The sequence below is a fragment of the Dietzia psychralcaliphila genome, assembly GCF_003096095.1.
GTDB classification, from domain to species: Bacteria; Actinomycetota; Actinomycetes; order Mycobacteriales; family Mycobacteriaceae; genus Dietzia; species Dietzia psychralcaliphila.
The window spans coordinates 816,876-839,505 of record NZ_CP015453.1 but is presented as its reverse complement, the minus strand read 5'-3'; the positions used below and the strand labels follow the sequence as shown (position 1 = coordinate 839,505).

The window sequence follows — 22,630 nt, the reverse complement described above, 5'->3', positions numbered from 1 at the left end:
TATCGCGACCCGACGAGGACAGAACCTAAGGGCCCGATATGAACGATCACGCCGGAGGAGATGAACTGGAGATGAACTCAGCGGATGCGTCACGAAAAGAACACTCACCTGGGCCTAGAGCAGTGCCCCAACCTGGGCTGATAGAGGGACTACGGGTCGCTCGAACCGGCGCCTCACGCCGAGGCGTAGGTCACATCACGGTGCTCGACGGTGAAACCGAGCTTCTCGTAGGTCCGGATGGCCGCCGTGTTGTCGCCCTCCACGTAGAGAACGACCGACTCCGCGCCCACCGGCCCCTCGAGGTGCGTCACACCGAGCGCGGTGAGCATCCCTCCGAGCCCACGCCCCTGGTCGGCCGGGTCGACGGCCACAACGTAGACCTCGCCCTCCACGGGGTCACCGGGCTCGGCGACCGTCTTGGTCCAGTGGAACCCCGCGAGCCGCGGAACGGGCCCGGTGGTGTCGACGGCCAGGAAGATCGCCCGGGGGTCGACCCAGTCCACCGCCAGCCGCTCGTCAAGTCGGCCGCGGGTCCAACCGCCCTGTTCCGGGTGCCACGAGAACGCCGCGTTGTTCACGCGGAGGAATTCCTCCCGGGCATCCAACCCGGGCCACCGCGCGCCGCCCTCGGAGGCCGCGTCGGCGAGCGTGCCCGTCTCGATCCCCTCCGCGGGCCGCGTCCCGGGAAGCGGGGGGCCGTCCGAGGCACGCCGACGCATCTTGAGCAGCTCGCGGGTACGAACCAGCCCTTCCGCGTCCGCGAGTGCCCGCGCGGACGGCAGGTCACCGTGAGCCCACACCGCGGCGGCCGGCTCCCGATCCACCACCGCGCGAACCAGTTCCGATCCGACCCCGCGTCGACGGTGTCCGGGGGCCACGACCATCTCGGCGGTCGACTCGCCACCGCTGCCCTCGAGCTGGGCGTATCCGAGGATCCCGCCCCCCTCGCCGCTGGGGACCAGGAGATGACGGACGCCGTTCCCAGCGCCCGACCGCAGGTTCCGCAACGGTTGCTCCCCCAGCGGGGCCACCCCGTCCGCGGCTTCGGCTTCCCGGGCGACGGCCTCGATCAGCGCGGCCGTGTCCTCGTCCACCGCGTGTTCGATGACGGTCATGCGTCTCCCCCGTCCTCCCTGCGGTCGGTCGGTCGGACCGCTTTGTATCCGACGTTACGGACCGTACCGATGAGGGATTCGTGATCCGGTCCCAGCTTTGCCCGTAGGCGTCGGACGTGGACGTCGACCGTCCTGGTGCCGCCGAAGAAGTCGTAACCCCAGACCTCCTGGAGGAGCTGGGCGCGCGAGAAGACCCGCCCGGGGTGTTGGCACAGATGTTTGAGGAGCTCGAACTCCTTGTAGGTCAGGTCCAGGGGTCGCCCCTTCACCCGGGCCACGTAGGTCTCCTCGTCGATCACGAGTTCTCCGACGGTGAGCAACCCGCCGTCGGACTCCCCCTGCGCCGAGTGGCGGGCGGCGGACAATCTGAACCGCGCGTCCACCTCTGCGGGCCCGGTGGTCGGCAGGATGATGTCGTCGAGCCCCCAGTCCCCGCTGACCGCGATCAGCCCACCCTCCGAGACCACGGCGATGACGGAGATGTCCGCGCTCCCCGAGAGGAGGCGACACAGCGCGCGGGATGCCGCGAGATCACTCCGCGCGTCGACCACGGCGAGGGCGGCCCCGGACAGCTCCCCCACGGAAGATGCGAGGGCCGGCAGCAGCCGGACAGAGTGCGGTAGGAGAGACAGTGCTGGGACGACCGCTTCGGGGTCGGCTTCAGTCGTGAGGAGCACTACGTCCATGTGTCGCTTCCTCCTCGTCCGGGCGCCCAGACGATACTAGCGACCCGTCCCCCCGTTCCGGCGATCGGAGTAGACCTGAACCCCATGAGAGCCCGTCGCAGTGTCGCGGTGGCGACAGCCGTTCTGGCCGTCGTGGCGGTCGGCGCCTTCACTGTGGATTCCGTCAACGCCTCCAGGGTGGAGGCCGATCTGTCCACCCGGATCCGCCCGGCCACATCGGGAGTCACGGCCCCGTCGGTGATGATCGGCGGGGGCCCGACCGCGCGGTGGTCCGGACCCGAGACCCTCGCGTCGGCGTCGATCCGCGCCGACGGCGTCACCCGCCCTGGGCTGGGCCCGGTGTCCGTGGAGGCGGTCGCGACCGATCTGCACGTACCCGGCGACCGGTCCGCCGACATGACCGCCGGGTCGGTGACCGTCTCCGTCCACATCTCCGGTGATGCGCTCGGCCCCGCCCTGGGGATGGAGGACGTCCTGGTCGGCGGGGCCGACGATCCGAGCCTCGCCGGGGGGGTCGAACACCGGGCCCGCGTCACCGGGACCCTCGCGGGGTCCGACACCCGCGTCTCGGCTCTCGTCGACCTGGTCGTCGACGATCGTGGAGCGCACCTCGTCCCGGTCGCGGCGGCGACGGGCCCCTCCGGTGTCCCGGACCAGGACACCGACCTCGCACTGCGCCGGAGCGCGCTGTCTCTCTCCCCGGACGTGCTCCCCCTCGGCGTCGCGGTGGAGACCCTGACCGTGAGGGGCGGGACACTCACCGCCCGTGGCACCGGCGGCCCGGGGACCGCGCCGCTCGGTGAGCTGGCCCGGCCGGACCACTAGACTCGCCGTCATGAGTCGCGACGACGTACTGGTCAGCACCCGCTGGGCCGAATCGCACCTGGCCGACGACTCGGTGGTCTTCCTCGAGGTCGACGAGGACGTGGCGGCGTATCACACCGACGGCCACATCCCCGGTGCCGTCGCACTGAACTGGCGCACCGAACTCCAGGAGGAGTACACACGCGATCTCGTGGGCCGAGAGCGGTTCGGCGAGCTCATGTCCGAACGCGGCATCACCCGCGACCACACGGTGGTCGTCTACGGCGGGAACCACAACTGGTTCGCCGCCTACGCCTACTGGTACCTGCGACTCTACGGCCACGCCGACGTGCGGTTGCTCGACGGTGGACGCATGCGCTGGGAGCGCGACGGTCTGCCGCTCGAGACCGACGTCCCCGAGCGTCCGGTGACCGGATACGTCGCCGATCCGCAGGACTTGTCCATCCGCGCGTTCCGCGATGACGTCCTGGCAGGACTGGGAAGCGACGCCTTGGTGGACGTGCGCTCTGTCGACGAGTACACAGGCAGGCTCACGGCACCGGCCGGGCTGCCCCAGGAGGGCGGGCGCCAACGCGGGCACATCCCGGGCGCCGTGAGCATTCCCTGGAACCGCGCGGTCACCCGCGACGGGACCTTCCGCACCGACGCGGACCTCCGGGAGATCTACGCGGACTTCCTCCACGAACCCGGTCGCCGCGTGGTGACCTACTGTCGGATCGGTGAGCGGTCCAGCCACACGTGGTTCGTCCTCCACGAGCTCCTCGACCAGCCCCACGTGGTCAACTACGACGGCAGTTGGGTGGAGTACGGCTCTCTCATCGGAGTCCCCGTCGAGAGGTGAGGATCGTCGTCGCCCCGCAGGGGCCACGGACTCGCTAACCTCTGGAGCATGTCACTCCTCTCCCGAGCGCTCGGACTGGCCGCACGCGCCTCCGTCGTCGCAGTCGGCGCCTCCGTCGCCTCCACCGTCATCGTGGGCATCGACCAACGGCGCGGCGCCACCCCGCAGATCCCGGACCACCCCGGGCCGTACTCCCCAGGGGAGCGCGAGGCCGCGGTACGGATGTACCTCACCGCCCTCACCCTGCCCGCGGCCGCGTTCCGCGTGCCCTTCGCGCCCGACTGCGTTCGTCGCGAGAACGGGCTCAAGACCGGGTTCGGCGCCGACCACCTCAAGTGGGACCTGCATCTGCACCTGCAGTACTCGACCATCCGGGAGGTGCGCGACGTCGTGATCACCGTGGACCCCCCGGGCCGCGAGGGCGTCGTGCACGCGGAGTTCACCCTCGTGACCGTGGTGGGGCTCAAGGCACGGGTCAGCGAGGACTTCGTCGTACCCCCCGAGGACTGCCTCATCCACTCGATCGACGCCCGCATCTCACTGGGCTGAACCCCTCGGGGTTAGGATTAGGCCATGGTGCTCTTCTTCGAGATCCTCCTCGTCCTCTGCACGCTGGCCATCACATGGGCCACCTGCTACATCGTGTACCGCACGGTCACCGACGAGTCGTGACGGACAGCGACCACACCGGCGCCGTCGACCCCACGTCGTCCACCCCCGAGGGGGGAGACGGCGGCTCGGTCGTGCGCGGATCCGCGAACGCGGCGGTCGATGCCGCGGCGGAGCGATCCGAGCAGACCGCGGGTCGGAACATCCCGGTGTTCTCCGAACTCCCGGTCCCGGAGGACACGGCGAACCTCCGTTTCGGCCCGGACCTGCACCCGGGCCTGCTCGCCCTGCTCCCCCTGGTGGGGGTCTGGGAGGGCGAGGGAGAGGCGGACACCGTGGACCGGGGCGAGCACCGCTTCGGCCAGCAGATCGTCGTGTCCCACGACGGCGAGAACTACCTGAGCTGGAGCTCCCGCGCCTGGACGTTCGACCCGGGTGGCGCCGTGGACGACGCCGCCTACCGCGAGTCCGGTTTCTGGCGGATCTCCGCGGACGACCAGCTCGAGTTCCTGGTCGCCCATGCCTCCGGTGTCATCGAGATCTACTACGGCGCGCCGATCAACCAGGCCGCCTGGGAGATGGCGACCGACGTCGTTCTCGCCTCCCCCACCGGCCCCGAGCGGGGCGGTGCGAAGCGCATCTACGGGATCGTGGACGGTGGCGACCTGGGCTGGGTCGAGGAGCGCGTCCACCCGGAGAAGGGTCTCGTCCCGCACATGTCGGCACGTCTGCGTCGCGTCGCCGGCTGACCGACGGTTGGCGGCAGTCGGTCGACCGTGGTCAGCAGGCGGCAGTCGGTCGACCGTGGTCAGCGGTCGGAAGTCGGACGACCAGGGTCAGCAGGCGGTAAGCGGTAGTCGGTAGGCGGTAGTCGCTGCTCGATTAGCGCTGTTCGATACGCGCCGGGCGGAACGCCGTGCATAGAGCGTCAGGCCCGCCCCACGGCGCGATCGACCATCCCGGCGACGTCGATCCCGGGATCGGATCCCTCAAGCGCCACATCGTCGATCCGGCGCACCCTGGCGGCGAGGGTGACCGAGGAGAGCAGCCACACGGCGTCGGCGGCGAGCAGATCGGTCAGCAGGAGCCGTTCGCGGCGCACGGGGACGCCTTGCCCGTCCGCGATCTCGGCGAGTGCCCCGAGCGTGGTGCCCTCCAGGATCCCGACCTCGGCAGGCGGACTGACGAGTTCACCGGAACGGGCGATGACGATCGTCGAACGCGGCCCCTCGAGAACCTCCCCTTCGGAGGACAGGTAGACGACATCGTCGTATCCGTTCGCCGCCGCGTGGCGCAGAGCCGCCATGTTGGCCGCGTAGGACAGCGTCTTGGCGCCCAGCAGCATCCATGGGGCCGACGCCGCGAAATCCACCGGGAACCCCCTGCCCAACACCGTCACGTCGATGCCCTCAGCCCGAGCACGCAGCGCGTGCGGCCCGACCGGCGCGACGGTGATGTAGGCCGTCTCCGGGCCCCCTCGCTCGGGACCACGGGACAGCACCAGACGCAGCATCCCCTCGGAGCCCGGGCCCCATTCCCGCGCGGCCAGTGCGATACCGGCACCCCACTCCTCCGCCGTGGGCCCGGTGAGTCCGAGGGCCGACGCCGACCTCGCTAGGCGGGCCAGGTGCCGCTCCGGTTTGGCCGGTCGGCCCCCCACCACCAGAAGGGTCTCGAAACAGCCGTCGCCCCGGACCGCGGCGAGGTCGTCGGCGAGCAACAACGGCTCCCCGGCGGGGTGCACCCGGGGACGTGGACCGTCCGGACCACCCGCGATCAGGACGATGACCCGCGCGTCCGCTTCCCGGCCCGGTGCCCGGCCCGCTCCCACTCCCGCTGTAGTGCCCATGGCGGCAACACTACGACGACGCACGTAGGATCGCGATCGTGACCGTCCCAGCTGTGCCCGACAGGACCGACCATGGCTACCACAGCCCGATCCTGACCCGACCCGGTGCCGTGGACACGACCGGCCCGGGCCCCGACGCAGGGGTCCCGTTCCACTACGGCGACCCCCTCGGCGAGCAGCGGGCGGCCACCACTTCCGTGGTGGTCGTCGACCGCTCCCACCGGGATGTGCTGACCATCGGCGGCGGCGAGCGGCTGAGCTGGCTGGAGGGATTCGTCTCACAGCACGTGTCAGAACTCGCGGACCGCGCCGGTGGCGAGACGTTGATCCTGGACGCCAACGGGCGGGTGGAGCACCACGTGGTGTTGTCGGACGTCGACGGGACTCTGGTCGTGGACACCGAGCCCGGCCGGGGCGCGGCGCTGCTCACGTTCCTGACCAGGATGGTCTTCTGGGCCGATGCGGCTCCGGAGGCCGCGGACCTCGTCGTCATCACCCTCGCCGGCACCGGGCTCCCCGGTGCCGTCACCGCCCCTGACGGAACCACCGTGGAGCTGCCAGTCGGCGACTACGCGAGCGTCCCGCTGCCGGGGGGCGGGGTCGCCCGCCGGATGCCGTGGCCGTTGGCGGGGTCCGTCGACCTTCTCATCCCCCGCGCGGGGCTGCCCGCCTGGTTCGACGCGGCGGTCCGATCCGGCGCCCGACCCGCCGGCTCGTGGGCGTTCGAGGCCCTCCGCGCGGTCGAGACCGTCCCACTGCGGGCGCGCCTCGGCGTGGACACCGACGAGAAGACGATCCCCCACGAGATCCCCACGTGGATCGGAGAGGTCGCGCAGCGCGGCGCGGTCCACCTGGACAAGGGGTGCTACCGAGGCCAGGAGACGGTCTCCCGCGTCCACAACCTCGGCAAGTCCCCCCGGGTCCTCGTACGGCTCCATCTGGACGGCTCGGGCGGGGACCAGCTTCTCGCCCCCGGCGCCGAGATCCTCGCCGCTGGACGCACCGTGGGTCGCCTGGGCACCGTCGTCCAACACCACGAGTACGGCCCCGTGGCGCTCGCCCTGCTCAAACGCTCGGTGCCCTCGGACACCGCTCTCGAGGTGGACGGTGTCTCCGCCGCAATCGATCCCGACTCCGTCCCGGGCGACTCCGGCCCGCAGGCCGGACGCGAGGCGATCCGCAGGCTGCGCGGCCAGGCGTAGGCGCCGGAGACGGCTCCCAGGACACCCGGGCGGACATTCCGCGCCGGGCACGCTATCCTGTGGTCAGGCAGATACTCACATTGATGGGCACCCCCGAGGTGGCCCAGCACCGTTTCCGAGGGGGTCAGGTCAATGGGCCGAGGCCGCGCGAAGGCGAAGCAGACCAAGGTCGCTCGCGAACTCAAGTACAACACTCCGCAGACGGACCTAGAACGTCTCCAAGCGGAGTTGGCGGGTGGTGGCTCGCCCACCACCCGAATCAGCACCGAGCGGCCCAGTACTGACGAGGACGACGATCCGTACGGGTCCTGGTCCGACGGCGACAGCAGGTTCTGACGGCGCTCCCCGACTGCCGCACACACGTGGGCCGGGCATCCTGGCTGGATGCCCGGCCCACGTGTGTGCGGCGGGGTGCGCCGCCCGTCTAGAACCGCGCGTGCGATCCCTCGAGGACGACGCGCGGTGCATCGGCGGCGACCTCGCCGGCCTTGTCCACGTGGCCGATCACCCAGTTGTCCACGTGGCGAGCCGTGAGGACCGCCTGGGCGCGGTCCACGTCATCGGCGGGGAGGACGGCGATCATGCCGACCCCCATGTTGAACGTGCGCTCCATCTCGGACTGCTCGACACGTCCGTGGTGGGCGATGGTGCCGAACACGGCGGGGACCGGCCACCGACCGCGGTCGAGACGTGCGACCAGGCCGCGCGGCATGACCCTCGCCAGGTTCTCCGCCAGGCCTCCACCGGTGACGTGGCTGAACACACGGACGTCCGTCTCGGCGATCAGGCTCAGGCAGTCCAGGGCGTAGATTCGGGTGGGCTCGAGGAGTTCCTCGCCCAGGGTCCGCCCGAACTCCTCGACGTGCCCCTCCAGCGGGAGGCGGGCGAGATCCAGCAGCACGTGTCGGGCCAGCGAATAGCCGTTGGAATGCAGGCCCGAGGACGCCATTCCCACGATCACGTCGCCGGGGCGCACGTTCTCCGCCCGGAGGATCTCGTCGGCCTCGACGATCCCCACTCCGGTGCCCGAGATGTCGTACTCGCCCGGGGCCATGAGCCCGGGGTGCTCGGCGGTCTCCCCGCCCAGTAGGGCGCAGCCCGCCCGGACGCAGCCCTCGGCGATGCCCTCGACGATGTCGGCGACGTGCTCGGGCACGACCTTGCCGATCGCGATGTAGTCCTGGAGGAACAGGGGCTCGGCGCCGCACACCACCAGGTCGTCCACCACCATCGCCACCAGGTCGATTCCCACCGTGTTGTGGACGTCCATGGCCTGCGCGACCGCGATCTTGGTACCGACGCCGTCCGTCGACGAGGCGAGGAGCGGCTGACGGTAGGAGTTCTTGAGGGAGAACAGCCCGGCGAACCCGCCGAGGCCACCCATCACCTCGGGCCGGGTCGCCCGCTTGGCGTGGGGCGCGAAGAGCTCGACAGCGCGCTCGCCGGCGTCGATGTCGACACCGGCGGCGGCGTACGAGGCGCCGGTCGCGGAGTGGGGGTTCTCGGTCATCTGGATTCTCCTCATCGGCGCCCGTCGTCGGGCGCCCGGTCAGGGTCGGCGGACGGCGTCCGCGTGGTCGTTCAAGGCCGTGTCGTTCGGGGCCGTGTCGTTCGGCGCCGTGTTCTGGTCGCGGTTCTCGCCGTCGACCTGCGCGTTCAGCGCCAGCACGGCCGCGCTCATGGTCGAGTCATCGGGCAGTTCGATGGGGTAGTGGCCGTCGAAGCACGCGGCACACAGCTCGTCAGGACGCTGTCCGGTCGCCGAGATCATCCCGTCGACCGAGATGTACCCGAGGGTGTCCGCCCCGATCGCCCTGCGCACCCCTTCGAGCATCCCGTCCGTGGCGTCGACGCCGTTGGCGATGAGCTCGGCGGGACTGGCGAAGTCGATGCCGTAGAAGCACGGCCAGCGGACCGGCGGCGAGGCGATCCGGACGTGGATCTCGAGGGCGCCCGCCTCACGCAGCATCCTGATCAGTGCCCGCTGGGTGTTGCCGCGGACGATCGAGTCGTCCACCACCACGAGCTTCTTACCTTGGATGACCTCGCGCAGCGGGTTGAGTTTGAGCCGGATGCCGAGCTGCCGGATGGTCTGGCTGGGCTGGATGAACGTGCGCCCGACGTAGGCGTTCTTGGTCAGTCCCTGGGCGAAGGGGATACCGGAGCCCTGGGCGTAACCCACTGCGGCCGGGGTCCCCGATTCCGGCACCGGGATCACCAGGTCGCCCTCGACGGGGTGCTCCACCGCCAGTTTGCGTCCGATCTCTACGCGGGCGGAGTTGACCAGGCGCTGGTTGATCACCGAGTCGGGGCGCGCCAGGTAGACGTACTCGAAGACGCAGGCCTTGGGCGTGGGCTCGGTGAGCCTGCGTGACCGGACGCCGTCGGCGTCGATGGCGATGAGCTCACCGGGCTCGATATCGCGGACGAACGAGGCCCCGACGATGTCCAGGGCGGAGGTCTCGGACGAGACCACCCAGCCGCGCTCGAGCCGACCGAGGGCGAGCGGGCGCACGCCGTGCGGGTCCCGGGCCGCGTACAGCGTGTTCTCGTCGGAGAACGTGAGGCAGTAGGCGCCGCGCAGTCGCGGCAGCAACCGGGCCGCCGCCTCCTCGAGGCCCCCGTCCCCCGCCTCGTGGGCGAGGAGGGTCGAGACGATGTCCGAGTCCGAGTGGGTGCTGTTCTCGGTGTAACCCCGGATGCCGATCGTGGTGGCGTAGCGCTTGAGTTCCTGGGTGTTGACCAGGTTGCCGTTGTGCCCGAGCACCACGGACCCGCCGCCGGTGGTGGGCCTGAACATGGGCTGCGCGTTGTCCCAGGACGCGGCGCCGGTCGTGGAGTACCGGCAGTGGCCGATGGCCACGTGACCGCTCATCGACTCGAGGGTCTTCTCGTCGAAGACCTGGCTGACCAGGCCGAGGTCCTTGTAGACCAGGACCTGCTCGCCGTCCGCAACCGCGATTCCGGCGGCCTCCTGGCCACGGTGCTGCAGTGCGTACAGACCGTAGTAGGTGAGCTTGGCGACGTCCTCGCCCGGAGCCCAGACACCGAAGACGCCGCACTCCTCGACCGGACCGATGCGCTCGGTGTCGATCGGCAGGCCGGCCGGGCCGGGGACGGACGGGTCGGGCAGACCCAGACCGACGGCGGCGCGGCCACTGGTGCGGCGGAGTGATCCGGACGGGGCCGGACGTGACGACGTACTCTCCACCTGGTGGTGCTCCCTCATGTTTCGGGGCGGTCCGCCCGGACGGACCCCGGCGGTGCTGTTCGAGTGTACGGTCCCCGACCCTCGTGACCCCAGTCCCGTGGCCGGAGCCCCTCCCCTGACGCAGGCCGTCCGCACCCGCCCCGGCCGGGATCGGTCAGCCGGAACGCACCACCGGTAGCCCCGCCGCCACCTCCGCGGCCCGGGTCCCCGACGCCCGCACCCGGCCCCCGGCCACCGCGGACTCCCAGCTGAGGCGGCCGGTGGCGAGCTCGAGCCAGGTCCTGGGATCGGTCTCGACCACGTTGGGCGGAGTCCCGCGCGTGTGCCGGGGCCCCTCGACGCACTGCACGGCCGCGTACGGCGGCACCCGCACCTCCACCGTCCTGCCCGGGAGCTCGGCCGCCAACACGGCAGTGGTCGCACGGACCGCCGCGGCGAGTGCGGACCGGCCGGGGGTGGCCGCCTCGTCGTCGTCGAGCCACGGGGTGACCGCCTCGACGGCGGCCCGGACCGTCGCCGCGTCGGGGACGCGGCTCACGTCCTGTCCCCCACTGTCTTGTCCCCCACTGTCGCCGACTCCGTCGCCGGACCCGACTCCGACCGTTCCGACCCCGACCCCGCGCGTGGGAGCCCACGACGCCGGGCCCGCCGCGCCCTCCGCCGTTCCTGAGCGGTCCGACGGCTCCATGTCCGCGTGGCCTGGCTGGTGAGCAACAGCAGGATGAGTACGTTGACCGCGAGGACCAGATAGCCGCCGAGGACGGTGCCCAGCTCGGCGTCCGTGGTGACGCGGCCGGACTCGGTCGAGACGATGCTCACCACTGTCAGGGTCAGCAGCCACACCCGCGGTCGGGCGTAGCCCAGGTAGGTGAGCAGGGCCAGGACACCCATCGCGCCGTACACCCCGCCGATGAACACCGCGAGCACCAGGATGGCCGGGACCACCTCGGACTCGTCCAGCCCGGCGAACTCCTCCATCCCCTGATCTCCGATGATGTCGCGTAGCGCCATGACCAGCAGGGCGAGAACCGACGCCGCGACCAGCGCGCAGCCCGCGGTGAGCGCGGCCGGACGCGGCAGATGCCCGGGGTCGGGGGCGACGTCGTCGACCGGGCGATCGGCGTCCCCCGCCGCCAGCCCGCCCTCCGCCTGGGGGTCGTCGTAGCCGCGGGCGGCGCGCACCACCCCGGTCGGAAGCGCGGCCGCCGCCGCCTCGGGGACCGGCACGGCCCGCAGATCCACCACCGGCAGGTCACCGTCGGTGCGGATCGCGTCGCCACCGCCGTTGCGCGAGTGGTAGCCGGCGGAGAAGTTCTCGAGCACCCGGACCCCCGCGCCGGGGACGTGGTAGCGGATCGAGTCCACGATGTAGTCGCGCTCCACGTCGATGTCCGCGTCGATCTTGTGGGTCACCTGGAGGGTGAACAGGGACAACCCCACGGCCCGGTCGTAGGTGCCGGCGCCGAGCCACTGCACCCGGTGGCCACCGGGCAGCAGCCACCCGTCCGGGCACCGCCAGAACCGGACGTGGTGCCGTTGCGCCGCGTTGCCCTCGACCTCCTGCTGGTAGGCCAGGCACTGCCTGCGGCCGAAGAGCCGCAAGGGGCTGACCGGCGCGGACGGATAGGACCGTCGCAGAACCGAGGACATGATGATGCCCCACGAGGAACGGACCGTGATGTCGTCGGCCAGCACCCACCCGCACGCCGTCATCGCCTCGTGGATCTGACGGGCGGTGCCGTCGACGGCCAGGTTGACCGGGTCCCCCAGCAACCCGTCCGACGTCCGGGTCCGCGCGATGAAGTATCCCGGCACGTACACCGAGGTGATCAGCGTCTGCAGCCTGGGCAGCACCAGATAGGCGACCAGCGCCCAGAACGGGATCAACAGGAAGAGATGCCACCAGGTGTGGCGCCACACGTCGTCCAACAACCGCCAGCCGAGAAATCCGGCCGCGAGTGTGGCCAGGGTGAAGAACACGGTGTCGACGACCTGACCCGGCAGTGGTGGCCGGACATCGTCGTCCCGCACCTTGGACGGCAGGCGGGCGTAGACGGGGGGCGCGGCCGGCCCGGCCGGTTCCGCCCCGGGCGTCTGCACCGCTCGCTCACTGGTGGGCATGGCTAGACGATAGTCGGCGGTACGGGCCGTGTGGACCACGATGACTGCCAGAATGTCCCCGTGCCCACGACCGATCCGACCCCGGCCAGCAGCCGCGGCGCCCACGAAGAGTATCTGCGGTCGCTGGGACTACCGTTGATGATCGTCCCGTCCACGCGGTGTCGAGAGATTCTCCCCCGCTCCGCGGGCGTCAGCGCGGGGCTCGCGGTGTTCGCGTCCGGTCTCTCCGCGCTGGACCGCTCGAACGACTACGCGGTGGCGCTGCTCGAGCGGGTCGGCGAGGACTCCCCCGAGTGGGACCTCATCGGGTTGTCCGATCCGATCATCCTGCTGCTCCTGCTGGCGCTCGTGTTGTTCGCCGCCGCGCCGGTCGTCGGCTGGCTGGTGGCCCGGGTGGTGCGTCGCCTGGGCTGGGCGTCCGGCTCCGTCGTCGGGCTCGCCTCGGCGATCGCCCTCGTGGTGGTGGCACCCCTCACCTTCGAACCCCACGACGGCCCGGGCCTGCGCACCACGTCCCTGGTCCTGGTGGGGGTCCTGGTGGGCACCTACGTCGGCGCGGGCTCACTGGTGCGCTGGGCCGCGCGGCGGGTACGACGCGAGCTGGGCACCATGGGCCACATGGTGGCGAGGGTGCTCCCCGTCCTCATGCTGGCCGTGCTCTTCCTGTTCTTCAGCGCGGAGATCTGGCAGGTGATGGTGGCGTTGTCCTGGGCGCGGACCTTCGCGGTGGTGGGAGTCATGGGTCTGCTCACCGTGTTGCTGGTGGCCATCACCACCCGGGACGACCTGCAGGATGAGCTGGAGGCGCGGGCGCCGGGTCGGGAACTGCGACTGTCCGAACGGATCAACATCCTGCTGGTGCCGGTACTGGCCACCCTCATCCAGGCCGTGTTGTTCGCCTGCCTGGTGTTCCTGTTCTTCGTGTTCCTGGGCTGGATAGCGATCCCGGAGGCCACCGAGACCCGCTGGACGTTGCGGCCCACCGAGGATCTGGGGGGCCTGTTGGCCGGCGTCCCGGTCAGTGTCACCCTGGTGCGTGTCTCCCTGACCCTCGCCGCGTTCTCCGCACTCAACCTGGCCGCCGCGGCGGCGTCCGACGCCGCCCACCGTGCGCGGTTCGTGCGTCCCATGATCGACGAGGTGGTCCACGGCCTCGCCGCGCGCGAGTCCTACATCCGGGCACGACGACGAGGCTGACCCCTTCATTCAGACCCTGCGGTACTCCCGTCCGCGGAACCACACGGTGATGACCAGGGCGCCGGTCACCACCGCCGCCGCGACGCCCAGCGCGGCCACGCCGAGGCCCACCTGGAGTACCGCGCCCGCCATGCCGCCCAGCACGAGCGCGGCCCACAGCGAGACCTGCTGACGATAGGGCGCCCAGGACCCCCCGGCCAGCGCGTCGACCAACCGGTGAGCGGACTTGACCACCGCGCCGGTCATGTAGGTGACCCCCAGCGAGACCTCGCCCCGCGAGTGGAACACCGAGTTCATGGCGCCCATCGACGCCGCGACCACGGCCATCGACACCGGCACCCCCACTATCTCGGCGGGGGTGATCCGGTGCAGCGCCAGCGCCGAGAGCAGAAGGAACGCGACCAGACCCAGGACTGCGGGGCGGTCGTCGAGATTGCGACGGCGGGTGACCACCGCCCCGGCGACCGCGCCGAGGAAGAACGAGACCAGGACGATGGCCGCGATGCCCGCGCCCCCGTAGTCGCCCTCGGTCAGGTCGACGACCATCCGCGTGGAGTTACCGCTCATGAACGACACGAAGTAGCCGCCCACCACGAGGAAGCCGACCGCGTCGACGAAGCCCGCCGTTCCGGCCAGGACCACGGCGAGCAGTCGCTCCCGCCTGCGGAGATCACGCATCAGGCCGCGTCCGACCGGTCCGACTCAGACTGGCCCGTCTCAGACCGGGTCGACGCCGAACAGTGCCGGCAGCGTCCCCTCGTGGGCGGCACGCAGCTCCTCGGTGGCCAGGGTGAACTGCCCCTGCACCTCGAATGTCCCCGAATCGGGGTCGGTGACGGCGATCCGGGTGTGGGGGATGTCCTGCGCGGTGAGCATCTGCTGGAAGCGGATCTCCTCACCTCGGGGGACCGAGACGATCACGCGGCCGGCCGACTCGGAGAAGAGCCACACGAACGGGTCCGCGTCGGCGGGGAGCACCACCCGGAGCCCGCACTCCCCGGCGAGGGCCGACTCGACGAGCGCCTGGGCGAGGCCGCCCTCCGACAGGTCGTGTGCGCCGGTGATCAGGCCGTCCTTGGAGCACGTGGCCAGGATCCGGGCGAGGGTGGCCTCCCACTTCAGGTCGACCGTCGGCGGCATACCACCCAGGTGGTCGTGGGCGACCTGCGCCCAGATGGACCCGTCGAGCTCGTCGCGGGTCTCGCCGAGGAGGTAGACGCTCTCCCCCGGGGTGTCACCGAACGCGGTGGGCGTGCGGCGGGCGACGTCGTCGATCACGCCGAGCACGCCCACGACGGGCGTCGGCAGGATCGGGGTGGACCCGGTCTGGTTGTAGAAGGAGACGTTGCCGCCGGTGACGGGGATACCGAGCTCGGCACAACCGTCCGCCAGTCCGTGGACGGCCTCGCGGAACTGCCACATCACGCCCGGGTCCTCGGGCGAGCCGAAGTTGAGGCAATTGGTCACGGCGACCGGGGTGGCGCCGGTGACGGCGACGTTGCGGTACGCCTCGGCCAACGCGAGGCGGGCGCCGGTGTACGGGTCGAGACGGGTGTACCGACCCGAGGCGTCGGTCGAGAGCGCGATGCCGCGGCCCGACTCCTCGTCGATCCGCAGGACCCCGCCGTCGGCGTTCTCCGCGAGCACCGTGTTGCCGCGCACGTAGCGGTCGTACTGCTCGGTGATGAACTTGCGCGAACAGAGCGCGGGGCTGGCCACCATGTCGAGCAGCGTCCGGCGCAGCTCCTCACCGGTGGACGGGCGCGTCAGCGCGGTGGTGGTGTCGGCCTGCAGCGCGTCCTGGTCCGCCGGGCGCTCCAGGGGACGCTCGTAGACCGGGCCGTCGTGGGCCACGGTGCGAGGGGGGACGTCGACCACGGTCCGGCCGCGGAACTCGATGGTGAGCCGGTCGCCGTCGGTGACCTCGCCGATGTCGGTGGCCAGCACGTCCCAGCGGCGGCACACCTCCATGAAGGCGTCGACGTTCTCCGGCGCCACCACGGCGCACATCCGTTCCTGGGACTCGCTGGAGAGGATCTCCGCGGCGGTCATGCCCTCGGCGCGCAGCGGCACGTTGTCCAGGACGACGTGCATGCCACCGTCGCCCGCGGCGGCCAGCTCGGAGGTGGCACACGCCAGGCCGGCGCCGCCGAGATCCTGGATACCCACGACCAGCTTGTCGCGGTAGAGGTCGAGGCAGCACTCGATGAGCACCTTCTCCGCGAAGGGGTCGCCCACCTGCACACTGGGGAGCTTGCGGGGTTTGACGGGCGCGCCGTGCTCATCCTCCTCGAAGGTCTCCGAGGCCAGGACCGAGACGCCGCCGATGCCGTCCAGACCGGTGCGGGCGCCGAAGAGGATGATCCGGTTTCCGGTGCCCGAGGCGAAGGCCAGGTGGAGGTCCTCGACCCGCATCACGCCCGCACACAGCGCGTTGACCAGAGGGTTGGCGGCGTAGGACTCGTCGAAGACCGTCTCGCCACCGATGTTCGGCAGACCGAGACAGTTTCCGTAGCCACCGACTCCGGCCACGACGCCCGGGAGCACGCGGTGCGTGTCGTCGGCGTCAGCGGCACCGAAGCGCAACTGGTCCATGACCGCGACCGGGCGCGCGCCCATCGCCATGATGTCGCGCACGATCCCGCCGACTCCGGTCGCCGCGCCCTGGTAGGGCTCGATGTAGGACGGGTGGTTGTGCGACTCCACCTTGAACGTCACGGCCCAGCCGTCGCCGATGTCCACCACGCCGGCGTTCTCGCCGATCCCCGCGAGCATGGTGGAACGCATCTCGTCCGTGGTGGTCTCGCCGAAGTAGCGCAGGTGCACCTTGGACGACTTGTACGAGCAGTGCTCCGACCACATGACCGAGTACATAGCCAGCTCGGCGTCCGTGGGCCGTCGGCCCAAGATCTCCCGGATGCGGGTGTACTCGTCCTCCTTGAGCCCGAGTTCGGCCCAGGGCTGGCCCAGGTCAGGGGTGTCGGTGGCGTGCGAGACGGAGTCGACGTGAGTGGTCACGCGGCCGAGTCTAGTCGGCGTCGACCCGGCCGCGAATCCGCTCCCGGGACGGGGCAGGACAGCCGGTCTAGGTGGACAGGACCTCGAAGGTGAGGCCGCCGCGCTCGACGCGCTCCAGCAACGGGTCGCCCATGGCCTGGGCGGTGGTGAGTTGACCGGAGAGCGGGGGCAGGTCGTCGAACGCCAGGCACAGCGCGGACTCCGCGAGCATCATCGACGTCTCCGTGTACCCGGGATCGCCGCCCGAGACCCGGGTGACCACCCGGCGTCCGCCCGCCAACGCCACGAAGGTCACGTCGAAGGAGGACCGTGCGCGTCGCGACTCACTTGGTCCGGCGCCGCGGTCGATCCGCTTGAGGATCTGGGACCTGAGGGGGCCGATCTGCGCACCCACGGTCAACGCCCCGATTCCGACCATGCCGGCCGTCGCGGTCACCGGCGAGCCGACCGACGCGTAGTGGGCGTAGGTGAAGTCCGGACCGTAATTGTCCAGCGCGGCCGCCGAGCGCAACACGATCTGCGGGTCGATGGTGGGCAGTGGCACCAGCCACCGGCCCAGCACGCTGTCGTGGTGTGGCTTGCCCGTCACCGACTTGATGCGCCGCCCCTCGACCCTGCCCTCCTTCTTGCGGCGGGCCTTCGCGGTGCGGCCGGCCTCGCGGAGTCTGGCGAACTGGCCGATGGCCGAGTGGAAGGTGCCCCCGGAGAACTGGGCATCGGCGTGAACCGCACCGTAGACAGCCACCGGCACCCCCTCGGGGACCTGCTTCATCGTGTAGAAGACACCCAGGTCGTGGGGAATGGAGTCGAACCCGCACGCGTGGATGATCCGCGCGCCGGAGGCCACGGCCTTGTCGTGGTACTCGAGGTACATGCGGTCGGCGAACTCGGGTTCGCCGGTCAGGTCCACGTAGTCGGTCCCTGCCTCGGCGCACGCGGCGACGAGCGGCTCGCCGTACTCGAGGTACGGGCCGACCGTGGTGATGACGACACGGGCCGCCCGGGCCATGTCCGCCAGTGACCCGGGATCCTCGGTGTCCGCCACCACGATCCCCGGAGCCGGGACGTCCGGCATCTCGGCGGCGAGCCGGGCCACGAGCGCATCCAGCTTGACCCGCGACCGCCCGGCCACAGCCCACGCACCACCTTCAGGCAGATTCCGCAACAGGTAGTCGGCGACCAGACCGCCGGTGAATCCGGTCGCACCGTAGAGCACGATGTCGAACGGCCGGTCTGCCTTGTCTGGCACGGAAACGGACTGGGGGGTGGATTCGCTCATCCCACGGTTGTACCGCATCGACCGCGGATCGCGGTCGCCGTCGGCGGTCCGCACCACTGGAGGCCCGAGCTGACCGCGCGTCCACTATCACATCCTGGCAACGATTCCCAGCGACACTGCGCGGACATGGGACAATTCTCACATCCCGCGCGACAGGCGGGTCCGCGACGACCATCCGCGCCGCCGCGACGGCGTCCGCCGAGAGTCGGCGGACCGGACGAAAGGAGTCCTTCATGGACCTCACTGGCTCTATCGCCGATGCCACCGCACCACTCAGCAGCGAATTGTTCGGCAGTGTCGCCGGCGCCACCGGGTCGTCGGCGATCGACACCATCCTCTTCACGATCGTCGCGCTCCCCACCGTCGTGCTCAGTGTCGCCGCCGGCATCGGCGCCGACATCGGCAGCACCCTCGGAATGGTGGGCCCGTAGCGCCCCGCCCCATCACCGCACCGCACCGCACCGCACCGACAGTGGCGGCTCGTCCCGACGGACGAGTCGCCACTTCATGCGCTCCCCCGCAGGGCGACTCGGCGCCTGGCCGGACCGTGGACACGGGCGGACGGGGCTGCCTCCTCATCCCCGTCGGAGGAACGAAGGCCCTCGTCCGGGACACCCAGACTGGAAAGCCCACGCTCACACAACTACCGCAGAGGGCCGTTCGAAGTGATTTGCGTCACGCCGATTCTGAAAATGTGAACGGCATCCGAGCGCCTGTGGAGAATTATCTGGTGCGCGCGACCACCCGGGTCGCGGCAATTCGCCCCCCGGGCACACATGGTGGGGCGACGACTCTCCAGGAGACCCCATGGACCTCACCGGATCGCTGCTGGACGCAGGCAACTCGGCATTCGAAGTCATCTACGGCAGCGCGGACGGGGGCACCGGTTCGGCGTTCCTCGACACGCTGATCACGACCCCCGTGTACCTCTACAACTCACTCCTGATGCTCATCGGCGGCTTCGGTGGCGACCTGGGCAGCACCGGAGTCTTCCCCGTCCCCGCCTGACAGCCCTAGCCTGGGGCGGGAGTGATTCCTGCCACTGGTGTGGCCAAAGTTGACCATGCACCTGTGAAAAGGTGAAGAATCATTTGGCACGCGCGACCACCCGGGTCGCCGGCACTCGCCCTGAGTCCACTCTGGGCGGCTACCCGAAGGAGTCCCCATGAACCTCACCGGTTCCATCGCCGATGCCACCGCCCCCCTGAGCGCCGAGTTCGGCAGCCTGATGAGCGAGCCGACCGGGTCGTCCGCCATCGACACCCTGCTGCAGGCCGCGTTCGTCGTGCCGGCTTTCCTCCTGAACCTCGCCGCCGGAGTCGGCGCGGACCTCGGCAGCGCGATGGGGAACGTCTGATCCCGCCACACCTCTGCTGAACGAAGGGCCCGCCGGGAGGGATTCCGGCGGGCCCTTCGCTATGGGTTCACTGTTCAGTTCAGGCGGTGACCGCCGCGTCGAGGGCGGAGAGGAACAACCCCAGCCCGTCGTCGGATGGGCCCGTCAGCGGGTCGATCGCGTGCTCGGGGTGGGGCATGAGGCCCACCACCCGGCCGTTCTCGGAACAGATGCCGGCGATGCCGTTGGTCGAGCCGTTGGGGGCGTCGCCGGCGAAGCGGAACACCACGCGCCCCTCGCCCTCGAGCTGCTCGATCGTCTCCGCGGTGGCCATGTACCGGCCCTCTCCGGACTTGAGGGGGATGAGGATCTCCGCCCCCTCCTCGAACCGACTGCTCCACGCGGTGCCGGTGTTCTCCACGCGCAGCCATTCGTCGCGACACACGAAGTGCATGTCGCGGTTCCGACCGAGCGCGCCGGGCAGCAGGCCGGCCTCGCACAGGATCTGGAAACCGTTGCAGATCCCCAGCACCGGCATGCCACCCCGGGCAGCTGCGACGACCTCGCCCATGACGGGGGCCATCGAGGCGATGGCACCGCAACGCAGATAGTCGCCGTAGGAGAAGCCGCCGGGCACCACGACGGCGTCGACGCCCTTGAGGTCCGCGTCGTCGTGCCACAACGACACGGCTTCCGCACCGGACCTCGTGACGGCCCGCGAGGCATCAATGTCATCGAGCGTGCCGGGGAAGGTGATGACGCCGATCCGTGCGGTCACGAGGCCACCTCGGCGGTGTCCACGCGAACGACCTTCCAGTCCTCGATCACCGTGTTGGCCAGGAGCGACGAGGCGATCTCCTCGAGCTCGGCGTCCGACACGTCGTCGGCGACCTCGAGCTCGAACCGCTTGCCCTGCCGGACGTCGGTCACGCCTGCGTGGCCGAGACGACCCAGAGCTCTGTGGATGGCCTGGCCCTGCGGATCGAGGATCTCGGCCTTGGGCATGACTTCGACGACGACTCGGGCCACGGTGGAACTCCTCGATCGGTTGAAATGCGGGGCGGACCCGGACCGGCCGGGGCTCGACTGCCGATCCTACCCGGAGCCCGCGGGGCCACCGAACGGCTCAGGCCGCGCGGCACTGCGTTCTCGCTCAGGCCGCGCGGGCCAATGCGACCTTCGGCCACTCGTAGCGTCCGGCCTCGGCTCCGTGTTCGCCGGTCACCCTGTCCACCGCGTCCAGCAGCGCCGACCGCGGAGCCCGGCGTGCGAGTTGCTTGGCGGACACGTTGACGCGCACGAGCCCACCGGCCGCCGCCGTCCGGCCGGCCGCGGAGACGAGGGCGCGACACCACCAGGCATCGGCGACGAACCCCTCTCCGATCGACAGCGCCCGGCCACGCTCCGAGGTCCCGCGAACCACGTCATGGATGCCGGTGAGCGAGGCGCAGACCCGGAAACCCGCCCCGGGTAACGCCTCGAGGCAGCCCGGGGACGCGTTCCACCGCGGCGGGGCGAACAGACGAGTCCTCAGGCCCATGTCGGCCATGATCCGATCGGCAGCGGCCAGACGTACCGCCGCCTCGGCAGGCCCGATGGAGGCGAACTCGGGTCGCCGCGGCCTGGTCGCGGCCTCGTCGTAGCCACCCAGCACGATCGAGTCGCCCAACTCGCGACGGTGACGTAACCACCCCTGGGTGGCCCGGTCGTCCGTCATCCGGTACTCGCGCCCCCGCCTCGGCGCGACGAGCAGCGAGACGGGCACGGAGCGGCGCTCGAGTTCGCCGACCAGGTCCACTGCACCCTCGAGAGTGGAGTCGCGCAGCCCCGAGACGGAGACGATGAGGCGGGGGGTGGCGGAACGCGGTGTCGCCGAACGCGGAGTCATTCGCGCATCGTCGCAGCCGGGGATGACGGAATGACGACGACGAGGTGTACGTCCGATGTCCGGGCCGGCCGTGCTGGCCCGGAGCCGGGTCAGACCGGGAGGACGTCCTCGATCGCCTCGGTGAGTTCGGGGGCACCGGGCTCCACCTTGGGGCGGAAGCGGCCCACGACCTCACCCGTCGGGGAGAGCAGGAACTTCTCGAAGTTCCACTGCACGTCGCCGGCCTCACCGTCGGTGTCGGCGACCGCGGTCAACTCGGCGTACAGCGGGTGGCGGTCCGGACCGTTGACGTCGACCTTGGCCGCCAGCGGGAAGGTGACGCCGTACTTCTCGCTGGTGAACTCCTTGATCGCGTCCTCGTCGCCGGGCTCCTGCCCCATGAACTGGTTGCACGGGAACCCCAGGACGAAGAACCCGCGCTCGCGGTAGTCGTCGGCGAGCTCCTGCAGGCCCTCGTACTGCGGGGTCAGACCGCATTCGCTGGCCACGTTGACCACCAGGACCGCGTGACCGGCGTAGTCGGCGAGCGTGGCGCTCTCGCCGTCGATAGTGGTGAAGGTGATGTCGTGGAGGCTGCTCATGTGAGCCAGCTTACGCGGCCACTGCCGTTGACAGATCGTTGGGTTTATACAACACTGCATTGCATGAGCCCAGTGCGACGGGGAGAAAAGCTTCCCATCTTCAATCGGATCGCCGTGCTGCGGGCCGAGCACCGACTCAGCCGCGCCGCGCTCGCCGAGCGAATCGAGGTCAATCCTCAGACCGTGGGGGCCCTCGAACGGGGCGACCACTACCCCAGCCTGGATCTGGCCTTCCGCATCTGCGCGGTGTTCGATCTTCCCGTCGAGGCCGTCTTCTCGCGGGAGGAGTTCCAGCCGATGTCCACAGAGATCTACCGCCGCTCACGAGAGGACACACCATGACCACCGTCGCGAACGACACGCTGACCGCCGCCGAGCGCCGCTACGAGAAGAACGTCGGCAGGATCGCTACCGGACTCCGCTCATGGCGCACCCCGGAGCGCCGACAGCTGCTCGTCCGGTTGAACTGGGCATGCGTCGCGGTCATGGCGGTGATCGCCGTCGCGGGGTTCTTCTGGTTCCCGATCGTGATCGCGTGGCTGCCCATGACGGTGGCGATCTGCACGGTGTGGACGATGCTCCGCACCGTCATCGACATCAAGGACTCCGCGCCGGCGCGCTACCTCGACGAGTTCGAGACGCAGACGCTGCTGCGCGCCAGGTCGACCGCACTGTCGGTGCTCGTCGGCATCTGCTTCGTGATCGGCATCGTGCTGGTGTGGGGCTCCACCATGGAACTCGGGGACGGCCACCGACTCGCCTATGCGATGGGCGGGCTCGCGATCCTGGCGGTCTTCGTCGGCGGGATCATCCCCGCCGCGGCGATGGCCCGGACCATGGACCCCGCCGAGGCCGACGACGACCGGTAGAAC

At 70.5% G+C, this 22,630-nt stretch carries 26 protein-coding genes; 12 read left to right on the top strand and 14 right to left on the bottom strand.

Annotation, left to right across the window (positions count from 1 at the left end):
* Window positions 1–173: 173 nt before the first annotated feature.
* Both mshD and A6048_RS03765 read right to left on the bottom strand, forming a co-directional pair.
* Window positions 174–1,115, bottom strand: a complete 942-nt coding sequence (gene mshD / locus A6048_RS03770) for a mycothiol synthase (RefSeq protein WP_107748834.1) — start codon at window positions 1,113–1,115, stop codon at window positions 174–176.
* Complete coding sequence (locus A6048_RS03765) at window positions 1,112–1,801, bottom strand: winged helix-turn-helix domain-containing protein (RefSeq protein ID WP_107748833.1); 690 nt, start codon at window positions 1,799–1,801, stop codon at window positions 1,112–1,114. Before A6048_RS03765 ends, mshD begins: the two co-directional genes overlap by 4 nt.
* Window positions 1,802–1,885: 84 nt before the next feature.
* Between A6048_RS03765 and A6048_RS03760 the strand changes: the two genes are divergently transcribed.
* The 4 genes from A6048_RS03760 (at window position 1,886) to A6048_RS03745 (ending at window position 4,825) form a co-directional block, all read left to right on the top strand.
* Window positions 1,886–2,626: an LmeA family phospholipid-binding protein gene (locus tag A6048_RS03760; RefSeq protein WP_162845737.1), complete on the top strand. Its 741-nt coding sequence runs from the start codon at window positions 1,886–1,888 to the stop codon at window positions 2,624–2,626.
* A gap of 10 nt (window positions 2,627–2,636) precedes the next feature.
* Window positions 2,637–3,467, top strand: coding sequence for a sulfurtransferase (locus A6048_RS03755; RefSeq protein WP_107748859.1), 831 nt, complete (start codon window positions 2,637–2,639; stop codon window positions 3,465–3,467).
* Between the two features lie 48 nt (window positions 3,468–3,515).
* A complete protein-coding gene (locus A6048_RS03750) occupies window positions 3,516–4,016 on the top strand; it encodes a DUF8021 domain-containing protein (protein ID WP_107748831.1) in 501 nt (166 codons plus the stop codon).
* A gap of 119 nt (window positions 4,017–4,135) precedes the next feature.
* Window positions 4,136–4,825, top strand: coding sequence for a heme-binding beta-barrel domain-containing protein (locus A6048_RS03745; protein WP_235027623.1), 690 nt, complete (start codon window positions 4,136–4,138; stop codon window positions 4,823–4,825).
* 179 nt (window positions 4,826–5,004) lie between these two features.
* Here A6048_RS03745 and A6048_RS03740 read toward each other — a convergent pair whose 3' ends face one another.
* On the bottom strand, window positions 5,005–5,925 hold the full coding sequence (locus tag A6048_RS03740) for an aminodeoxychorismate lyase (RefSeq protein WP_107748830.1): 921 nt from the start codon (window positions 5,923–5,925) through the stop codon (window positions 5,005–5,007).
* Window positions 5,926–5,963: 38 nt separating this feature from the next.
* Between A6048_RS03740 and ygfZ the strand changes: the two genes are divergently transcribed.
* Entirely contained in the window at window positions 5,964–7,127 is a 1,164-nt protein-coding gene (gene ygfZ, locus A6048_RS03735; RefSeq protein ID WP_107748829.1) for a CAF17-like 4Fe-4S cluster assembly/insertion protein YgfZ, read from the top strand.
* Window positions 7,128–7,259: 132 nt separating this feature from the next.
* On the top strand, window positions 7,260–7,463 hold the full coding sequence (locus A6048_RS03730; protein ID WP_107748828.1) for a DUF3073 domain-containing protein: 204 nt from the start codon (window positions 7,260–7,262) through the stop codon (window positions 7,461–7,463).
* 88 nt (window positions 7,464–7,551) lie between these two features.
* Here the strand turns inward: A6048_RS03730 and purM are convergent, their stop codons facing one another.
* The 4 genes from purM to A6048_RS03710 all read right to left on the bottom strand — a co-directional run bounded on the left by purM (window position 7,552) and on the right by A6048_RS03710 (window position 12,459).
* Window positions 7,552–8,637: a phosphoribosylformylglycinamidine cyclo-ligase gene (gene purM, locus A6048_RS03725; RefSeq protein ID WP_107748827.1), complete on the bottom strand. Its 1,086-nt coding sequence runs from the start codon at window positions 8,635–8,637 to the stop codon at window positions 7,552–7,554.
* Window positions 8,638–8,676: 39 nt separating this feature from the next.
* Window positions 8,677–10,356, bottom strand: coding sequence for an amidophosphoribosyltransferase (gene purF, locus A6048_RS03720; protein ID WP_235027624.1), 1,680 nt, complete (start codon window positions 10,354–10,356; stop codon window positions 8,677–8,679).
* Between the two features lie 136 nt (window positions 10,357–10,492).
* On the bottom strand, window positions 10,493–10,876 hold the full coding sequence (locus A6048_RS03715) for a sterol carrier family protein (RefSeq protein ID WP_107748826.1): 384 nt from the start codon (window positions 10,874–10,876) through the stop codon (window positions 10,493–10,495).
* Window positions 10,873–12,459 carry an LssY C-terminal domain-containing protein gene (locus tag A6048_RS03710; protein ID WP_244911051.1) on the bottom strand — a complete coding sequence of 529 codons (1,587 nt, stop codon included), beginning with the start codon at window positions 12,457–12,459 and terminating at the stop codon, window positions 10,873–10,875. The genes A6048_RS03715 and A6048_RS03710 overlap by 4 nt, the downstream gene beginning before the upstream one ends.
* 60 nt (window positions 12,460–12,519) lie before the next feature.
* On the opposite strand from A6048_RS03710, the gene A6048_RS03705 reads away from it, so the two are divergent.
* Entirely contained in the window at window positions 12,520–13,656 is a 1,137-nt protein-coding gene (locus tag A6048_RS03705; RefSeq protein WP_107748857.1) for a hypothetical protein, read from the top strand.
* Window positions 13,657–13,665: 9 nt separating this feature from the next.
* On the opposite strand, the gene A6048_RS03700 is transcribed toward A6048_RS03705, so the two are convergent.
* The 3 genes from A6048_RS03700 to A6048_RS03690 form a co-directional block, all read right to left on the bottom strand.
* A complete protein-coding gene (locus A6048_RS03700; RefSeq protein WP_107748825.1) occupies window positions 13,666–14,334 on the bottom strand; it encodes a YoaK family protein in 669 nt (222 codons plus the stop codon).
* A gap of 39 nt (window positions 14,335–14,373) precedes the next feature.
* On the bottom strand, window positions 14,374–16,674 hold the full coding sequence (purL, locus tag A6048_RS03695; RefSeq protein ID WP_107748824.1) for a phosphoribosylformylglycinamidine synthase subunit PurL: 2,301 nt from the start codon (window positions 16,672–16,674) through the stop codon (window positions 14,374–14,376).
* A 67-nt stretch (window positions 16,675–16,741) separates the two neighbouring features.
* Window positions 16,742–17,953 carry a saccharopine dehydrogenase family protein gene (locus A6048_RS03690; protein WP_107748856.1) on the bottom strand — a complete coding sequence of 404 codons (1,212 nt, stop codon included), beginning with the start codon at window positions 17,951–17,953 and terminating at the stop codon, window positions 16,742–16,744.
* A 233-nt stretch (window positions 17,954–18,186) separates the two neighbouring features.
* On the opposite strand from A6048_RS03690, the gene A6048_RS03685 reads away from it, so the two are divergent.
* From A6048_RS03685 to A6048_RS03675, 3 genes are all read left to right on the top strand, one after another.
* Window positions 18,187–18,384, top strand: coding sequence for a hypothetical protein (locus A6048_RS03685; RefSeq protein ID WP_107748823.1), 198 nt, complete (start codon window positions 18,187–18,189; stop codon window positions 18,382–18,384).
* A 376-nt stretch (window positions 18,385–18,760) separates the two neighbouring features.
* A complete protein-coding gene (locus A6048_RS03680) occupies window positions 18,761–18,961 on the top strand; it encodes a hypothetical protein (RefSeq protein WP_107748822.1) in 201 nt (66 codons plus the stop codon).
* 157 nt (window positions 18,962–19,118) lie between these two features.
* The gene (locus A6048_RS03675; protein ID WP_107748821.1) at window positions 19,119–19,310 is read left to right on the top strand and encodes a hypothetical protein; all 192 of its coding nucleotides are present in this window, start codon (window positions 19,119–19,121) and stop codon (window positions 19,308–19,310) included.
* A gap of 79 nt (window positions 19,311–19,389) precedes the next feature.
* On the opposite strand, the gene purQ is transcribed toward A6048_RS03675, so the two are convergent.
* The 4 genes from purQ to A6048_RS03655 all read right to left on the bottom strand — a co-directional run bounded on the left by purQ (window position 19,390) and on the right by A6048_RS03655 (window position 21,758).
* Window positions 19,390–20,067: a phosphoribosylformylglycinamidine synthase subunit PurQ gene (purQ, locus tag A6048_RS03670; RefSeq protein WP_107748820.1), complete on the bottom strand. Its 678-nt coding sequence runs from the start codon at window positions 20,065–20,067 to the stop codon at window positions 19,390–19,392.
* Window positions 20,064–20,318 (bottom strand): phosphoribosylformylglycinamidine synthase subunit PurS, encoded by a 255-nt coding sequence (gene purS, locus A6048_RS03665; RefSeq protein ID WP_107748819.1) that lies wholly within the window; start codon window positions 20,316–20,318, stop codon window positions 20,064–20,066. Before purS ends, purQ begins: the two co-directional genes overlap by 4 nt.
* Before the next feature lie 124 nt (window positions 20,319–20,442).
* On the bottom strand, window positions 20,443–21,177 hold the full coding sequence (locus A6048_RS03660; RefSeq protein ID WP_107748818.1) for a DUF2334 domain-containing protein: 735 nt from the start codon (window positions 21,175–21,177) through the stop codon (window positions 20,443–20,445).
* Between the two features lie 89 nt (window positions 21,178–21,266).
* Complete coding sequence (locus tag A6048_RS03655) at window positions 21,267–21,758, bottom strand: glutathione peroxidase (RefSeq protein WP_107748817.1); 492 nt, start codon at window positions 21,756–21,758, stop codon at window positions 21,267–21,269.
* Between the two features lie 63 nt (window positions 21,759–21,821).
* Here A6048_RS03655 and A6048_RS03650 point away from each other — a divergent pair, with 63 nt between their 5' ends.
* Window positions 21,822–22,100 (top strand): helix-turn-helix transcriptional regulator, encoded by a 279-nt coding sequence (locus A6048_RS03650; protein WP_107748816.1) that lies wholly within the window; start codon window positions 21,822–21,824, stop codon window positions 22,098–22,100.
* Window positions 22,097–22,627 carry a hypothetical protein gene (locus tag A6048_RS03645; RefSeq protein WP_107748815.1) on the top strand — a complete coding sequence of 177 codons (531 nt, stop codon included), beginning with the start codon at window positions 22,097–22,099 and terminating at the stop codon, window positions 22,625–22,627. Before A6048_RS03650 ends, A6048_RS03645 begins: the two co-directional genes overlap by 4 nt.
* Window positions 22,628–22,630 lie beyond the last annotated feature (3 nt).

Excerpts from the sequence above, each read along its gene's own strand:
- mshD (WP_107748834.1), bottom strand. The coding sequence starts at position 1,115 with ATGACCGTCATCGAACACGCGGTGGACGAGGACACGGCCGCGCTGATC.
- A6048_RS03765 (WP_107748833.1), bottom strand. The coding sequence starts at position 1,801 with ATGGACGTAGTGCTCCTCACGACTGAAGCCGACCCCGAAGCGGTCGTC.
- A6048_RS03760 (WP_162845737.1), top strand. The coding sequence starts at position 1,886 with ATGAGAGCCCGTCGCAGTGTCGCGGTGGCGACAGCCGTTCTGGCCGTC.
- A6048_RS03755 (WP_107748859.1), top strand. The coding sequence starts at position 2,637 with ATGAGTCGCGACGACGTACTGGTCAGCACCCGCTGGGCCGAATCGCAC.
- A6048_RS03750 (WP_107748831.1), top strand. The coding sequence starts at position 3,516 with ATGTCACTCCTCTCCCGAGCGCTCGGACTGGCCGCACGCGCCTCCGTC.
- A6048_RS03740 (WP_107748830.1), bottom strand. The coding sequence starts at position 5,925 with ATGGGCACTACAGCGGGAGTGGGAGCGGGCCGGGCACCGGGCCGGGAA.
- A6048_RS03730 (WP_107748828.1), top strand. The coding sequence starts at position 7,260 with ATGGGCCGAGGCCGCGCGAAGGCGAAGCAGACCAAGGTCGCTCGCGAA.
- purM (WP_107748827.1), bottom strand. The coding sequence starts at position 8,637 with ATGACCGAGAACCCCCACTCCGCGACCGGCGCCTCGTACGCCGCCGCC.
- purF (WP_235027624.1), bottom strand. The coding sequence starts at position 10,356 with ATGAGGGAGCACCACCAGGTGGAGAGTACGTCGTCACGTCCGGCCCCG.
- A6048_RS03710 (WP_244911051.1), bottom strand. The coding sequence starts at position 12,459 with ATGCCCACCAGTGAGCGAGCGGTGCAGACGCCCGGGGCGGAACCGGCC.
- A6048_RS03700 (WP_107748825.1), bottom strand. The coding sequence starts at position 14,334 with ATGCGTGATCTCCGCAGGCGGGAGCGACTGCTCGCCGTGGTCCTGGCC.
- A6048_RS03690 (WP_107748856.1), bottom strand. The coding sequence starts at position 17,953 with ATGAGCGAATCCACCCCCCAGTCCGTTTCCGTGCCAGACAAGGCAGAC.
- A6048_RS03685 (WP_107748823.1), top strand. The coding sequence starts at position 18,187 with ATGGACCTCACTGGCTCTATCGCCGATGCCACCGCACCACTCAGCAGC.
- A6048_RS03680 (WP_107748822.1), top strand. The coding sequence starts at position 18,761 with ATGGACCTCACCGGATCGCTGCTGGACGCAGGCAACTCGGCATTCGAA.
- A6048_RS03675 (WP_107748821.1), top strand. The coding sequence starts at position 19,119 with ATGAACCTCACCGGTTCCATCGCCGATGCCACCGCCCCCCTGAGCGCC.
- A6048_RS03660 (WP_107748818.1), bottom strand. The coding sequence starts at position 21,177 with ATGACTCCGCGTTCGGCGACACCGCGTTCCGCCACCCCCCGCCTCATC.
- A6048_RS03655 (WP_107748817.1), bottom strand. The coding sequence starts at position 21,758 with ATGAGCAGCCTCCACGACATCACCTTCACCACTATCGACGGCGAGAGC.
- A6048_RS03650 (WP_107748816.1), top strand. The coding sequence starts at position 21,822 with ATGAGCCCAGTGCGACGGGGAGAAAAGCTTCCCATCTTCAATCGGATC.
- A6048_RS03645 (WP_107748815.1), top strand. The coding sequence starts at position 22,097 with ATGACCACCGTCGCGAACGACACGCTGACCGCCGCCGAGCGCCGCTAC.